Annotated in this window: 13 protein-coding genes; 11 read left to right on the top strand and 2 right to left on the bottom strand. The window is 62.6% G+C overall.

Annotation, left to right across the window (positions count from 1 at the left end; genetic code table 11):
* Positions 1-224: 224 nt before the first annotated feature.
* The 10 genes from phaC (at position 225) to FNZ07_RS22370 (ending at position 12,019) form a co-directional block, all read left to right on the top strand.
* A complete protein-coding gene (gene phaC / locus FNZ07_RS22325) occupies positions 225-2,150 on the top strand; it encodes a class I poly(R)-hydroxyalkanoic acid synthase (RefSeq protein WP_091016483.1) in 1,926 nt (641 codons plus the stop codon).
* A 114-nt stretch (positions 2,151-2,264) separates the two neighbouring features.
* Entirely contained in the window at positions 2,265-3,446 is a 1,182-nt protein-coding gene (locus tag FNZ07_RS22330) for an acetyl-CoA C-acetyltransferase (RefSeq protein ID WP_091016486.1), read from the top strand.
* A 148-nt stretch (positions 3,447-3,594) separates the two neighbouring features.
* On the top strand, positions 3,595-4,335 hold the full coding sequence (locus tag FNZ07_RS22335; protein WP_091016488.1) for a 3-ketoacyl-ACP reductase: 741 nt from the start codon (positions 3,595-3,597) through the stop codon (positions 4,333-4,335).
* Positions 4,336-4,465: 130 nt separating this feature from the next.
* A complete protein-coding gene (gene phaR, locus FNZ07_RS22340) occupies positions 4,466-5,041 on the top strand; it encodes a polyhydroxyalkanoate synthesis repressor PhaR (RefSeq protein WP_091016490.1) in 576 nt (191 codons plus the stop codon).
* A gap of 418 nt (positions 5,042-5,459) precedes the next feature.
* Positions 5,460-6,281, top strand: a complete 822-nt coding sequence (locus FNZ07_RS22345; RefSeq protein ID WP_091016492.1) for a type IV toxin-antitoxin system AbiEi family antitoxin domain-containing protein — start codon at positions 5,460-5,462, stop codon at positions 6,279-6,281.
* Positions 6,265-7,212 (top strand): nucleotidyl transferase AbiEii/AbiGii toxin family protein, encoded by a 948-nt coding sequence (locus tag FNZ07_RS22350; RefSeq protein ID WP_091016494.1) that lies wholly within the window; start codon positions 6,265-6,267, stop codon positions 7,210-7,212. The genes FNZ07_RS22345 and FNZ07_RS22350 overlap by 17 nt, the downstream gene beginning before the upstream one ends.
* Positions 7,213-7,389: 177 nt before the next feature.
* Complete coding sequence (gene rimO, locus FNZ07_RS22355; protein WP_407670690.1) at positions 7,390-8,781, top strand: 30S ribosomal protein S12 methylthiotransferase RimO; 1,392 nt, start codon at positions 7,390-7,392, stop codon at positions 8,779-8,781.
* A 134-nt stretch (positions 8,782-8,915) separates the two neighbouring features.
* Positions 8,916-10,100 carry a beta-ketothiolase BktB gene (bktB, locus tag FNZ07_RS22360; RefSeq protein ID WP_091016496.1) on the top strand — a complete coding sequence of 395 codons (1,185 nt, stop codon included), beginning with the start codon at positions 8,916-8,918 and terminating at the stop codon, positions 10,098-10,100.
* A 64-nt stretch (positions 10,101-10,164) separates the two neighbouring features.
* Entirely contained in the window at positions 10,165-10,767 is a 603-nt protein-coding gene (locus FNZ07_RS22365; protein ID WP_091016498.1) for a hypothetical protein, read from the top strand.
* Positions 10,768-10,834: 67 nt separating this feature from the next.
* Positions 10,835-12,019: a cystathionine beta-lyase gene (locus tag FNZ07_RS22370; RefSeq protein ID WP_091016500.1), complete on the top strand. Its 1,185-nt coding sequence runs from the start codon at positions 10,835-10,837 to the stop codon at positions 12,017-12,019.
* Between the two features lie 57 nt (positions 12,020-12,076).
* Here FNZ07_RS22370 and serB read toward each other — a convergent pair whose 3' ends face one another.
* Positions 12,077-12,916, bottom strand: a complete 840-nt coding sequence (serB, locus tag FNZ07_RS22375) for a phosphoserine phosphatase SerB (RefSeq protein WP_091016504.1) — start codon at positions 12,914-12,916, stop codon at positions 12,077-12,079.
* 106 nt (positions 12,917-13,022) lie between these two features.
* Positions 13,023-13,967, bottom strand: a complete 945-nt coding sequence (locus tag FNZ07_RS22380) for a LysR family transcriptional regulator (protein ID WP_091016506.1) — start codon at positions 13,965-13,967, stop codon at positions 13,023-13,025.
* A gap of 167 nt (positions 13,968-14,134) precedes the next feature.
* Here FNZ07_RS22380 and FNZ07_RS22385 point away from each other — a divergent pair, with 167 nt between their 5' ends.
* Entirely contained in the window at positions 14,135-15,151 is a 1,017-nt protein-coding gene (locus tag FNZ07_RS22385; protein ID WP_091016509.1) for a zinc-binding alcohol dehydrogenase family protein, read from the top strand.
* The last annotated feature ends 195 nt before the right edge of the window (positions 15,152-15,346 follow it).

The following is a 15,346-nucleotide window of genomic DNA, read 5'->3' on the forward strand; positions in this document are numbered from 1 at the left end:
ATCGCCCGGAAAGCCGCGCCACAGGCCGCACATGGGGAAAACGATAATTAAAAAAATATCGCACTGCGGCAAAATCCGGGACAAGCATTGACATGCCTTGCGATGGGGAGCAAGAATGTTTCCCACACACGGAACAGGGCGTGACGAGGTCGCGAGCAATCGCCCACGTGCGCGAGAAACCTGCCTCTCAACCGTCCGCAAGGACTCACCGGTCTAAAGCAGGTATGGCTGCATCACAACAATCCCCGAATTCTTCCCGTACGGATACATCAGCCCGCGAGTCGCAACCGCAGCAATCTGCGGGCGCACAGCAATGGTTCCACGCCTGGATGAAAGCATGGCAGTCGGTTGCCGGGCAGGCTGGGGCGAACGGTGCCTCACCCATGTCAGCCACGTCCCCCATGTCGCCGTTTGCGGCGATGCCCGATCTGAGCCAGTTCGCCGCTACATTGCAGCCGTTCATGCAACCGCTCGCGGGGCTGAAGCTGCCTTCCGCATCGATTCCGCAGGAGCGTCTTCAGCAGTTGCAGGGCGACTATTCGCGCGAAGCGATGCAGTTGATCCAGCAGGCATCTGAAGCGAAGCCGCAGGTCCCCGCACTCAAAGATCGCCGCTTCAGCGCGCAGGCATGGAGCGAGACACCCGCCTATGCGTTCACGGCCGCATGGTATCTGCTGAATGCGCGCTATCTGCACGAACTCGTCGATGCGCTCGACGCAGAACCGAAGACGCGCGAACGCATTCGCTTCGCGGTCCAGCAGTGGACCGCGGCCGCTTCGCCGAGCAACTTCTTCGCGCTCAATCCCGAGGCGCAGAAGACCTTGCTCGACAGTCAGGGCGAGAGCTTGCGGCACGGCGTGCAGAATCTGCTGAATGACCTGCAGCGCGGCAAGATTTCGCAGACCGACGAATCGGGTTTCGTCGTCGGCAAGAACCTTGCGAACACCGAGGGCTCGGTGGTGTTCGAGAACGATCTCATCCAGTTGATCCAGTACAAGCCGCGCACGGCAACCGTGCGCGAACGGCCGCTGCTGATCGTCCCGCCGTGCATCAACAAGTTCTACATTCTCGATCTGCAGCCGGAGAACTCGCTCGTCGCGCACGGGCTCGACTCGGGCCATCAGGTGTACATGATTTCGTGGCGCAATGCGGACGCATCGATTGCGCACAAGACGTGGGACAACTACGTCGACGAAGGCGTGCTCACTGCTATCGAAACGGTGCGTCGTATCAGCGGGCGCGAGCAGATCAACACGCTCGGGTTTTGCGTCGGCGGCACGATGCTCGCTACGGCGCTCTCGGTTGCGGCGGCGCGTGGGGAGCATCCCGCGGCGTCGATGACGCTGCTCACCGCGATGCTCGATTTCTCGGACACCGGTGTGCTCGATGTCTTCGTCGACGAGGCGCATGTGCAAATGCGCGAACAGACGATCGGCGGAAAGAACGGGTCGCAGCCGGGCCTGATGCGCGGCCTCGAATTCGCGAATACGTTCTCGTTCCTGCGTCCGAACGATCTGGTATGGAACTACGTCGTCGACAACTACCTGAAGGGCCGCACGCCGGTGCCGTTCGACCTGCTGTACTGGAACAGCGATTCGACCGGACTGCCCGGACCGATGTACGTCTGGTATCTGCGCAATACCTACCTCGAAAATCGCTTGCGCGAACCCAACGCGCTCACTGTGTGCGGCGAAGCGGTTGACCTGTCGCGTATCGATGTACCGACCTTCGTCTACGGTTCGCGCGAAGATCACATCGTGCCGTGGAAGACAGCCTATGCATCGGTGCCGCTACTCACCGGGCCGCGGCATTTCGTGCTGGGTGCGTCGGGACACATCGCGGGCGTGATCAATCCGCCGGCCAAGAACAAGCGCAGCTACTGGGTGGTGAAGGACTCTGACAACGAAACAGCGAAAAGCACCGGCAAGACCGCTGCGAAGACGGCAAAGAGCGGCCACAAAAAGCTGCCCGACACCGCCGACGGCTGGTTCGAAGCGGCCGAAGAGGTCCCCGGCAGCTGGTGGCCCGAATGGACCCAGTGGCTCGACCAGTACGGCGGCAAGAAGGTGAAGCCGCCTGCACAGGCCGGTTCCGCTGACTACCCCGTCATCGAGGCGGCGCCTGGACGCTATGTGCAAAAGCGCGACTGAAGCAAAGGAATGTTTGAGCGCCGACTGCATGCCGACGCGGACATAGAGAAGTGGGTGGTTTTTTAACTTGACGGGTGGCGGAGCGACTGGCCGCAGCACCCGGAGGAAACGGAAATGACTGATGTAGTGATCGTATCGGCCGCCCGTACGGCAGTCGGCAAATTCAGCGGTTCGCTTGCGAAAATCGCCGCACCCGAACTCGGCGCCACGGTAATCCGTGCAGTTCTCGAACGCGCGGGCCTGAAGCCCGAGCAGGTCAGTGAAGTGATCCTGGGTCAGGTTCTGGCCGCGGGCTCCGGCCAGAACCCGGCGAGACAGTCGCTGATCAAGGCCGGCTTGCCCACCGCGGTACCGGGCCTGACGATCAACAAGGTCTGCGGCTCCGGCCTGAAAGCGGTGATGCTCGCGGCTAACGCGATCATTGCCGGCGACGCCGACATCGTGATCGCCGGTGGCCAGGAAAACATGAGTGCGGCACCACACGTGCTGCCGGGTTCGCGCGACGGTTTCCGCATGGGCGATGCGAAGCTGATCGACACGATGATCGTCGACGGGTTGTGGGATGTGTACAACCAGTACCACATGGGCATTACCGCGGAGAACGTCGCAAAGGAATACGGCATCACACGCGAACAGCAGGACGCGTTCGCAGCGCTGTCGCAGAACAAGGCAGAGGCCGCGCAGAAAGCCGGCCGTTTCGATGCTGAAATCGTCCCGGTCGAAATTCCGCAACGCAAGGGCGAGCCGCTGCGCTTCGCCACCGACGAATTCGTGCGCCACGGCGTCACGGCCGAATCGCTCGCGGGTCTGAAGCCGGCGTTCACGAAGGAAGGCACCGTGACGGCGGCGAATGCGTCGGGGCTCAACGACGGCGCGGCCGCGGTGATCGTGATGTCGGCGAAGAAGGCGGAAGCGCTTGGCCTCACGCCGCTCGCGCGGATCAAGGCCTATGCGAGCGCGGGCGTTGATCCGAAGGTGATGGGCATGGGCCCGGTGCCGGCTTCGCGCCGCTGTCTCGAGCGTGCCGGCTGGACGCCCGGCGATCTCGACCTGATGGAAATCAACGAAGCGTTTGCCGCGCAGGCGCTGGCGGTGCATCAGCAGATGGGCTGGGACACGTCGAAGGTCAACGTGAACGGCGGCGCAATCGCAATCGGCCATCCGATCGGCGCATCCGGCTGCCGTATTCTCGTGACGCTGCTGCATGAAATGCAGAAGCGCGATGCAAAGCGCGGCCTCGCGTCGCTGTGCATCGGCGGCGGCATGGGTGTGGCGCTGGCCGTCGAACGCGTGTAATTCGATGAAGAGCGCGTCCGTGCACTGCGGGCGCACTCGAAGCAGGATGCAGCCGCGCCCCTGAAGCAACGGGGAGTGGCTGGGCAGTAAAGGCGAGGACGGAGGTTGCCGGGCGGCAGCCTCGCAAAACGATAATGGAGTGTGGTTTATGTCTCAGCGAATTGCGTACGTAACAGGCGGGATGGGCGGCATCGGCACGAGCATCTGCCAGCGTCTGCACAAGGAGGGCCTGAAAGTCGTGGCCGGCTGCGGTCCGAACAGTCCGCGTCGCGTCAAGTGGCTCGAAGACCAGAAGGCGCTCGGTTACGATTTCATCGCGTCGGAAGGCAATGTCGGCGACTGGGATTCGACCAAAGATGCGTTCGACAAGGTCAAGGCCGAAGTCGGCGAGATCGACGTGCTCGTGAACAATGCCGGTATCACGCGCGATGTCGTGTTTCGCAAGATGACGCGCGAAGACTGGACGGCCGTGATCGACACGAACCTGACGAGCCTCTTCAACGTGACGAAGCAGGTGATCGACGGCATGGTGGAGCGCGGCTGGGGCCGTATCGTCAACATCTCGTCGGTGAACGGCCAGAAAGGGCAATTCGGGCAGACCAACTATGCGACCGCGAAGGCGGGCATTCACGGTTTCACGATGTCGCTGGCGCAGGAAGTGGCCACCAAGGGCGTGACGGTGAATACCGTTTCGCCGGGCTACATCGGCACGGACATGGTGAAATCGATCCGCCCCGACGTGCTCGAAAAGATCGTTGCGACGATTCCGGTGCGACGCCTTGGGCAACCGGAAGAAATCGGTTCGATCGTCTCGTGGCTGGCATCGGACGAAGCGGGTTTCTCGACGGGCGCCGATTTTTCGCTGAACGGTGGCCTGCATATGGGCTGATCCATGCGGCGCCCGTCGTGGGTGGGCGCCGGATGGTTCAGATGTTTCCGGCGGCGTCTCGTGCGCGCAATGATCCGTTGCGTGTGGCAGGGCGTCGTCATTGCGCTTTATCGGCGCTCAAGGGCGTTACATGACGACTACTACAAAGAAGACGGCCGAACGACTCATCAAGAAATATCCGAACCGTCGGCTGTATGACACGGAGACGAGCACGTACATCACGCTGGCCGACGTCAAGCAACTCGTGCTCGATCAGGAAGACTTCAAGGTCATCGATGCGAAGAGCAACGAAGACCTGACGCGGGCCATCCTGCTGCAGATCATTCTCGAAGAGGAAAGCGGCGGCCTGCCGATGTTCTCATCATCGATGCTGTCGCAGATCATCCGTTTCTACGGCCACGCTATGCAGGGCATGATGGGCACCTACCTGGAGAAGAACATTCAGGCATTCATCGATATTCAGGCAAAGCTCGCCGACCAGTCGAAGAACCTGGTTGAAGGCAAGGCGATGAACCCGGAGGTCTGGTCGCAGTTCATGAACATGCAGGCACCGATGATGCAAGGCATGATGACCAGCTACATCGAGCAGTCGAAGAACATGTTCGTGCAGATGCAGGAGCAGATGCAGACCCAGGCGAAATCGATGTTCAGCAATTTTCCGTTTACGCAGCCGGCGTCGAGTAGCACGGAGCCTGAGAAGAAGTGAGTGGTGTGGCGCTGTAATGATGTCGGTCCGGCGCGGCTGCAGTAGGCCGCCTGCGACTCCGGTTGGGCGTGATGCGCCCATTCTTCTCCTTCCTTGAGTGCACTGGGCGGACATGACGCGCTGGATTGCGCGCGTCATGCTTCGCGGTGTGGACGGAAATCAAATAGCAAACCCGAGTCCGTTTCTCCGCCGAAAGTGGCATTCGTCAGCTTCAACTGGCCTCAATAAGGCAGTCGAAATAAGCCAACTCGACGTTGTAAGGGTGAGGAGGGGCCGGAGGATTCCCTTGTGCCCAGTGCAGCTTGACTGACATCTGGTTTATCTTTCTCAAAAAAAGATCACTCTGGGTGATCTTTTTTCTTCCTGATCAAACCACCACGACTTGGCGAAAGTTTAAAGAAAGTGTATTTTGAGCACTATGAGTGATCAAAATACAGGAAAATTAAACCTGCTGTTGGCCGAACTGGGCGATACGAGCCTGGTGTCGAGTCGCTGGTTGAGGGTTCATGGCTACTCTAACAGCCTCGTCGCGCGCTACGTGCGCAGCGGCTGGCTGGTGTCACCGACGCGCGGCGTCTACATGCGCAAGGGTGGGCGCCTGCAGTGGGAAGGCGTGGTTCGTAGCCTGCAGGTCGGCGAGGGCATGCCGCTGCACGTGGGGGGGCGCTATGCGCTAAGCCTGCAGGGGCACGAGCACTACCTGCGTCTAGGCGATGCCGGCACGATCACCCTGTATGGGGGGCAGCGGCCACCGGCATGGCTGGGCAATCTGTCTTTGGCGCAGCGCTTCGAGTATCTGGGCAAGGGGCCATTCGATTGGCCGCCGGTCTCGTTCACGGCGGAGGTACTGGCGACGGCGCTGTCCGACCAGGGGCTGGCGTGGCATCAGGCCGCGCCCGGCGCCGATGCGCTGGTTTGTTCCACGCCGGAACGCGCCATCCTGGAGTTGTGCGATGACGTGTCGGACGCTGCCTTGATCTACGAGGTGGATGAGCTGATGCAGGCGATGACCACCCTGCGGCCGCAGCGGGTCGGTTTGTTACTGCGCCATTGCCGCAGCATCAAGGCCAAACGGCTGTTCCTGGCGTTGGCCGAGCGCCATCGGCATGCATGGCTGTCGCATGTGCCGCTGGATAGCGTCGATCTGGGGCGGGGAAAACGCTCGCTAGTGCCTGGCGGCCGCTTGCATCCGATTTACCAGATTACCTTGCCGGGGGACCTCGATGAACACCTGGCTTGATCGTTGGGATCGCCGTTACACCGACCGCGTACGACTGCTCGTCGAGATTTTGCCGGTGCTCGCGCAGGAGCCATGCTTTGCGCTCAAAGGCGGTACGGCGATCAACCTCTTCGAGCACGACCTGCCCCGGTTGTCGGTAGACATTGATCTAGCCTGGTTGCCGGTGCATGACTATGCCGAGGACGCGAGGCTCATTGCTGAAGCACTTGGGCGGCTGGCCGATATGTTGCGTGCCCGGCCCCTGCAGTTGCAGGTGCAATTGTCGGCGGGCGAGGGCGCAGGTGTCACCCGGCTGGTGGCCAGTCGTGGTCGTGCGCGTGTCCAGATCGAGACGACGCCGGTGATGCGCGGCACGGTTCATCCCGCGCGGGACATGGTGGTACGCCCGAGGGTCCAGGAGGTATTTGGCTTTGCTTCGGTGCAGGTGCTGAACTTCGCCGATCTCTATGCTGGCAAGCTGGCGGCGGCATTGTCGAGACAGCATCCGCGCGATCTTTTCGATGTCGGTTTATTGCTGGAAGACGAACGGGCGAATCAGGTGCTCTGGCGGACCTTCCTCGTCTATCTCACCTGTAGCCCCAAGCCTGCCTGGGAGATGCTGGCGCCTCGCATGCCTGCGGATTTCACAGCGACCTTCGAGGCTCACTTCAGGGGTATGACGGCTGAACCTGTCGAAGCCGAAGCCTTGCTGGTCATCCATGAGCACCTGTTGTCGCGTGTGGCCGGGTGGCTGGACGAGCCGTCGTGTGCGTTTTTGCGATCCATCGAAGATGAGCGGCCAGACTTCGATCTAATCGGACTTCCGCACGCTGCCGAACTACCGGCCGTGCGGCACAAACTGGGCAACCTGGCACGGCGCACCGACGCCAAGCGTGCCGCGGATCGGAGTCCGCTGGAAGAAACGCTGGTGCGGATCGTCGGTGCCAGATGAGGCGAGATGCACACGCGATCATTCACGACGCACAGGTGCCCACAACCTGTCAAAAAAATCCCGGCACGACGCTTTTCCCGATTCAACGGATCACTCTGCGCCACGAAGGTAAAATAGCGCAACTCCCCAGCCACCGGCACCGCCGGTCGGCCCCCCGTACAGAACTGGATGTGACCGTTGAAAACCCACCTGGAATCCAATCCCAAGCCCGTTTCCCCGCCGAAAGTGGGGTTCGTTAGCCTCGGGTGCCCCAAAGCCCTGGTCGACTCGGAGCAGATCATCACGCAGCTGCGCGCCGAAGGCTATGAAATTTCCGGTACCTACGACGGTGCCGATCTCGTCGTGGTCAACACCTGCGGCTTCATCGACGAAGCCGTGCAGGAAAGCCTCGATGCGATCGGCGAAGCGCTGACCGAGAACGGCAAGGTGATCGTGACCGGCTGCCTCGGCGCAAAAAAGAGCGCGAGCGGTTCGGGTCTGATCGAAGAAGTCCATCCGAAGGTGCTGGCCGTGACCGGCCCGCACGCGCTCGGCGAAGTGATGCAGGCAGTGCATAACCATCTGCCGAAGCCGCACGACCCGTTCGTCGATCTCGTGCCGGCCGCGGGCATCAAGCTCACGCCGCGCCACTATGCCTACCTCAAGATCTCCGAAGGCTGCAATCACCGCTGCACGTTCTGCATCATCCCGTCGATGCGCGGCGATCTCGTCTCGCGCCCGGTTGCCGAGGTGATGCTCGAAGCGGAGAACCTGTTCCGCTCGGGCGTGAAAGAACTGCTCGTCATCTCGCAGGACACGAGCGCATACGGCGTCGATGTGAAGTACCGCACCGGTTTCTGGAACGGCCGCCCGCTGAAGACGCGCATGACCGATCTGGTCGGTGCGCTCGGCGAACTCGCCGCGCAGTACGGTGCGTGGGTCCGTCTGCACTACGTATATCCGTATCCGAGCGTCGACGAAGTGATTCCGATGATGGCCGAAGGCCCGCTGAAGGGCCACGTGCTGCCGTATCTCGATGTGCCGTTCCAGCACGCGCATCCCGAGGTGCTCAAGCGCATGAAGCGTCCCGCGAACGCGGAAAAAGTGCTGGAGCGCGTGCGTGCGTGGCGCGAGATCTGCCCGGATCTGACTATCCGCAGCACGTTTATCGCTGGCTTTCCGGGCGAAACCGAAGCGCAGTTCGAGACGTTGCTCGACTTTATTCGCGAGGCCGAACTCGATCGCGTGGGATGCTTTGCCTATTCGCCGGTGGAAGGCGCGAGCGCGAACGAACTCGACGGTGCGTTGCCCGACGAGGTGCGTGAAGCGCGTCGCGCGCGCTTCATGGAAGTCGCAGAAGAAGTGTCGGCGCAGCGTATCGCCCGCAAGGTCGGCAAGACGTTGAAGGTACTCGTCGATGAGTTGAATGCAGAAGGCGGCGTGGGCCGGACCGCGGCCGATGCGCCGGAGATCGACGGCGTGGTGTATATCGAGCCGGCGAAGAAAGCATCGAAGCGCTACAAGGTCGGCGATTTCGTGTCGGTGAAGATCACCGGTGCGGATGGCCACGATCTGTGGGGCGAGGTCTAGGACGATCGCGCAACCGTCGGGCAGGCGCTGGCAAACCGACACGACACATCAGACGCCGCGCCTCACGGCGCGAGACACAGTATTCGGATCAACCAGGCAGATCAACCTGAAACTGAGAGAGCGAGGAGCGAATCATGCAACGTGACGTGGTGGTGGCAAGCGGCGTACGTACCGCAATTGGCGACTTCGGCGGTGGCCTGAAGGATTTCTCTCCCACCGATCTCGGCGCGCGGGTCGTGCGCGAAGTGCTGTCGCGCGCGAACGTCGCGGGCGACGAAGTCGGCCACGTCGTATTCGGCAACGTCGTGCATACCGAGCCGAAAGACATGTACCTCGCTCGCGTGGCGGCCATCAACGGCGGCGTGGCGCAGCATGCGCCCGCACTCACGGTGAACCGTCTGTGCGGCTCCGGCCTGCAGGCCATCGTGTCGGCGGCGCAGGGCATCCTGCTCGGCGATGCGGATATCGCGATCGGCGGCGGTGCCGAGAACATGAGCCGTGCGCCGTACACGATGCCGGCCGCACGCTTCGGACAGCGCATGGGCGATGCGCGCATCGTCGACATGATGCTCGGCGCGCTGAACGATCCGTTCCAGTCGATTCACATGGGCGTGACCGCAGAAAATGTCGCGCAGAAATACGGCATTAGCCGCGATGCGCAGGATGCCCTGGCACTCGAGTCGCACCGCCGCGCGGCACACGCAATCGAGTCCGGTTACTTCACCGAGCAGATCCTGCCGGTTTCGCTCGCATCGAAGAAGGGCGATACGCTTTTCGTAACCGACGAGCATGTGCGTATGAACGCGACCGCTGACGATTTCGCGAAGCTACGCCCTGTGTTCGCAAAAGAAAACGGCACGGTGACAGCGGGCAACGCATCGGGGATCAACGATGCAGCCGCGGCGGTCGTGCTGATGGAGCGCAGTGTGGCTGAGCGACGCGGCATCAAGCCGCTCGCGCGGCTCGTCGCCTATGCGCATGCCGGCGTGGACCCGGCCTACATGGGCATCGGCCCGGTCCCGGCCACGCGCAAGGTGCTCGAACGCGCGGGACTGACCGTTGCCGATCTCGACGTAATCGAAGCGAACGAGGCGTTTGCCGCCCAGGCGTGCGCGGTGACCCAGGAACTGGGCCTCGATCCCGCGAAGGTCAATCCGAACGGCTCGGGCATTTCGCTCGGTCACCCGATCGGAGCGACCGGTGCGCTGATCACCGTGAAGGCGCTGTACGAACTGCAACGTATCGGCGGACGTTATGCGCTCGTGACGATGTGTATCGGCGGCGGGCAGGGCATCGCTGCGATATTCGAACGGCTCTGACCGGTTGCGAGGCGGTTGCGCAGGCAGGCCGTCGCGCAGTCAAAAGCAAGCAAGGAAGACAAGCATGCAGGATTCAGGATCGATGAAGCAGGCCGGAGCGCCGCGCGGATGGAGGGTGAATGCGACGGCTGCAGCGTGCGTCGCCTGTGCCGTGCTCGTCGCGCTCGCCATGCCGGTTCACGCATGGGCGCAAAGCGATGCAGTCAAGGAACTGGCCGCTCCCGCACCCATCCAGCTACCGCTGAAACCCAGTGTGGAATTCGCAAAATTTCCGCGCTATGCAGGCACGCTGGGCAAGCGGCAGATCGTACTGCGGCTCGGCCCGAAAACCGACGACCCATCCGGCGTACACGGCGAATACCAGTTCGCCGATACCGGCGAAGTGATCCTGATCGCCGGCGACCGCGACAACGATACGCTCGAGGTCGAAGAATCCAACGATGGCACGCATATCACCGGCAACTGGGTCGGCAAGTTCGCCGCCGACGGGTCGCTGGCCGGCGACCGCATGAACGTCGACGATTCCGATCCGCAACCGTTCGATCTGCGCCCGCTTGCGGCGGGGCAAACCGCGCCGTCACCGGCAACCGCAGGCGCATCTGCAACTGCAGCGAAGACAGGCGCCCAGCCCGTCGGCGGTGTCAGCAACCTGACCACCGGCGAATGAACCCGCGTTGCACACGTCGCGCGACGTCGCCTGCAGTCCCTGAAGAAGATCCAACCCAAATTCCATCATGACGAAATCCCATTCCAGCCACGAGCTGCAAACGCGCATCGTGCATCCGGAGGACGATCTGCCGCCGGGCTACGCCTCGTTCTCGGTGCCGGTGACGCGTGCATCGACGGTTGTGTTTCCCGATCTTGCAACGATGCGCGCACTCGACTGGCGCAACGATGCCGCATGGCGCTACGGCCTGCACGCCACGCCGACCTCGATGACGCTCGCGCAGCGTCTTGCCGCGCTCGAAGGCGGCAATCATGCGCTGCTGCAGCCGTCAGGATTGTCGGCGATCTCGAACGTGTACTTCGGCCTCGTCAAGGCCGGCGACGACGTGCTGATTCCCGACAACGTGTATTCGCCAAACCGCGACCACGGCGACTGGCTCGCGAAAGATTTCGGCATCACGGCGCGCTACTACGATCCGATGATCGGCGCGGGCATCGCCGATCTGATCCTGCCGAACACACGGCTGATCTGGATCGAGGCACCCGGTTCGGTGACGATGGAAGTGCCCGATGTGCCGGCCATTACCGCAGCCGCACGCGCACGCGGCGTCGTGACTGCGATCGACAACACGTGGTCGGCGGGGCTTGCGTTTCGCCCGTTCGATCACGGCGTCGACATCTCGGTGCAGGCGTTGACGAAGTATCAGTCGGGCGGTGCCGATGTGCTGATGGGCGCGACGATCACCGTCGATCGCGAGTTACATCTGAAGCTGAAACTTGCGCGCATGCGCATGGGTATCGGCGTGTCGGCCGACGACTGCTCGCTGGTCCTGCGCAGCCTGCCGAGCATGAAGGTGCGCTTCGAGCAGCACGACCGCACCGCGCTCGCGCTGGCGCAGTGGCTGAAGACGCGGCCGGAGATCGCCGCGGTGCTGCATCCCGCGCTACCCGACTGTCCGGGTCACGAATTCTACAAGCGCGATTTCAGCGGCGCAGGTGGGTTGTTCTCGGTGGTGTTCGATGAACGCTATAGCGCCGCGCAGATCGATACGTTCTGCGAGTCGCTTGAACTGTTTGCGATAGGCTGGAGCTGGGGTGCCGCGCAGAGTCTTGCGATGCCGTACGACATCGCCTCGATGCGCACCGAGGCGCAATGGCCGCATCGCGGCACGCTGGTGCGTTTCTTTATCGGTCTTGAGGAAGAGGCCGACCTGCGCGCGGATATCGAAGCGCGTCTCGTCGCGCTGACGTAGGGCGATACGCGAGGGCCCGGTATGCGTATCCGTAAAACGGCCGGCCCGCCCGCCGTATCAGAACAACCGCAGCAGCCCGTCGAGCCCAACGTGATCGAATGCAACGCTGGCCGCTTCGCGCACGACGGGCTTGGCGCGGAACGCAACCGATAGTCCGGCTACTGCCATCATCTTCAGGTCGTTTGAACCGTCGCCCATCGCAATCGCGCGCGACGGCTCGATGCCGAGTTGCGCGCACGTGTCGCGCAATGTCCGCGCTTTCACTTCCGCATTGACGATCTCGCCGGTGACACGACCCGTCAGCTTGCCGTCGACGATTTCAAGCGTATTCGCGTGCGTGAAATCGAGGCCGAGGCGCGCACGCAGTTTCTCGGTGAAGAACGTGAAGCCGCCGGACACGAGCAGGGTTTTCAGGCCGGTGGCTTTCACGCCGGCCAGCATTCGCTCCGCGCCCGGCGATAGCTGCAGCCGCTCGTCGTAGACACGTTCGAGCGCGCTTGCGTCGAGTCCCTTGAGCAATGCGACGCGGCGCGTCAGGCTCTCGTTGAAGTCCTTGATCTCGCCGCGCATCGATGCCTCGGTAATGGCCGCGACTTCCGCCTTCAGGCCGCAGAAATCCGCAATCTCGTCGATGCATTCGATCGTGATCAGCGTCGAATCCATGTCCATCGTCAACAGCCCAAAGTCGCGCAGGTGCTTGCCCGGCTCGACGAACGCATAGTCGAGTTCGTGCGTGTGACAGTACACGTCGAGATCGCCGCGCTGCGCAGGGTCGGCGCCGTCGATGCGGATCGCCTGCGTATCGATGACCGTCGCATGTTTGCCACGTGCAAGCCCGACGAGCGGCTTGTGATGTTCCGGACCGATTGGCGTGAGACTTTGGATGACGAGGTTCATGAAGACGCGGGGCAGGGACGCGGAGTGGGCCAGCCAGGCGCAGGATGCGCGTGACAACAGGCAATCCGGCATTGTACCGGGTCGGCGCGGCGCAACCGGGCCGCGCCTAAGCGCCAGGCTCGCGATCCCAATACGGCGGATCGCCGAAATGCGCGGCGATGAAATCGATGAATGCCACGGTCTTGGGCGGCACGAACGCGCGGCTCGGGTAGACGGCCCAGATCGCAACGGTTTCCGCGAGCGGATAGCTGTCGAGCACGGCGACGAGTTCGCCGCTGCGCAGGTAGGGCGCGACATCCCAGGTCGATTTCAGCGCGATACCGAAGCCTGCCAGCAGCGCGTCGCGGATCACTTCGCCGTTGTCGACGTCGAGGCGGCCGCTCACGCGCACATTGAGATGACCCGCGGGTGTGACGAAGCCCCAGTCGCGCTGATTCGACAACACGATGCATTCGTGCTCGGTGAGATCAGATGGATGATGCGGCGTGCCGCGCTCGGCCAGATACGCGGGCGAGCAGCAGATCACACGCCGGTTCTCGGCGAGCCGGCGCGCAACCAGCGACGAATCCTTCAGCGCGCCGAGCCGGATCGCGACATCGATGCCGGCGTCGACGAGATCGACAAGCTGATCGGTGATACGCAGATCGACGCTCACGCCCGGATGACGACGCAGGAACTCGGGTATGACCGGCGACACATGTTGCCGCCCAAACGACGACGACATGGCGACGCGCAGCCGCCCCTGCGGCTCGGCCTGTGCCCGTCCAACCGATGCGCGCGCCGCGTCGGCCGCATCGAGCAGCGTCCGCGCCTGCACCATGAAGACTTCACCGTCTTGGGTCAAACTGATGCGGCGCGTGGTTCGATGCAGCAGCCGCGCGCCGAGCAGCCGTTCGAGCTGGGCGATCCGCGCGCTGGCCACTGCCGCCGACAGCCCGAATTCCCGCCCCGCAGCCGATACGTTGGCAAGCAGCGCGGCACGCGTGAACAACGCGACATCGAGCAGATCGAGCCGGTCGCGTTCGGTGTGGGAAGCAGGGGAAAGCGCCATTATTCTGAAAATCAAAAAAATGTTTCAGTAATTATGACTGTTTTCAAAGAATAACCAAGGTCTTACGATGGCATTCATCGGATCGGCGACGCGCACTTGTCACCCCAGGCGCTGCCGGTCCTGGCGTCCCCATCCTTATCGATCCGCATCAAGAAACAGGAGCTGTCATGAAAGCCATAGGTCTGCATCGCTATCTGCCCATCGATCACCCCGAAGCGCTGCTCGACGTCGAACTGCCGCAACCGCAGGCAAGCGGTCGCGATCTGCTCGTGAAGGTCGAGGCCATTTCCGTGAATCCCGTCGATTACAAGGTGCGTTCGCCGAAGGACGCCGTCGAGAAAACGCCGCGCGTGCTCGGCTGGGACGCGGCCGGCACGGTCGCCGCAGTCGGTCCCGAGGTGACGCTGTTCAAGGTCGGCGATCCGGTGTTCTATGCGGGCAGCATTACGCGGCCCGGTGCGAACAGCGAATATCACCTGGTGGACGAGCGCATCGTCGGGCGCAAGCCGGCTTCACTCGATTTTGCACACGCTGCCGCGTTGCCGCTCACCGCAATCACCGCGTGGGAAGCGCTATTTGACCGGCTTGGTGTATCGCCGCAGGGCGAGGATGAAGGGCGCTCGGTGCTGATCATCGGCGGGGCGGGTGGGGTCGGCTCGATCGGCATCCAGCTCGCGAAGCAGCTCGGCAAGCTGAAGGTGATCGCAACCGCGTCGCGGCCAGCGTCGGCGAAGTGGGCCACCGAACTGGGCGCGGACCATATCGTCGATCACTTCGGCGACATGCCCGCACAGTTGAAGCAATTCGGTATCGAGCAGGTCGACTATGTGCTGATATTCAACGATACGGACACGCATTTTCCCGCAGCGGCAGCGGTGGTGAAACCGCAGGGCGGCATCTGCACGATCGTCGAGAACAGCAAGCCGGTCGAGATCGAACTGTTGAAGTTGAAGAGCGCGGCGTTCCACTGGGAATTCATGTTCACGCGCTCGATGTTCGGCACACCCGACATGATCGAACAGCACAAGCTGCTGACCGAAGTGGCGCGACTCGTCGATGCAGGCACGCTGCGCACGACCGTCGGCGAGAACCTGGGCCCGATCAATGCCGACAACGTGCGGCGCGCGCACCGGATGCTCGAGGAAGGGCGCGCGATCGGCAAGCTGGTGCTGAGCGGGTTCTGATGTTGGGTCGCTAACGTGCTTGCGGCACGGCGTCGCTTACCCGGAAATGGCAAACGCAAAACGGGAAACGACGCCGCCGCAAGCGGGGTAACACCTGATCCACGCGAGGCGCGCAAGCCGTCGCTTGGCGGTAGACTGGCAGGGCTTCATGCTTAAGAACGGCTGCGCGACCTCGACGGACCGCGCAGCGGCACA

This window comes from Paraburkholderia megapolitana, from assembly GCF_007556815.1.
Taxonomy (GTDB): domain Bacteria; phylum Pseudomonadota; class Gammaproteobacteria; order Burkholderiales; family Burkholderiaceae; genus Paraburkholderia; species Paraburkholderia megapolitana.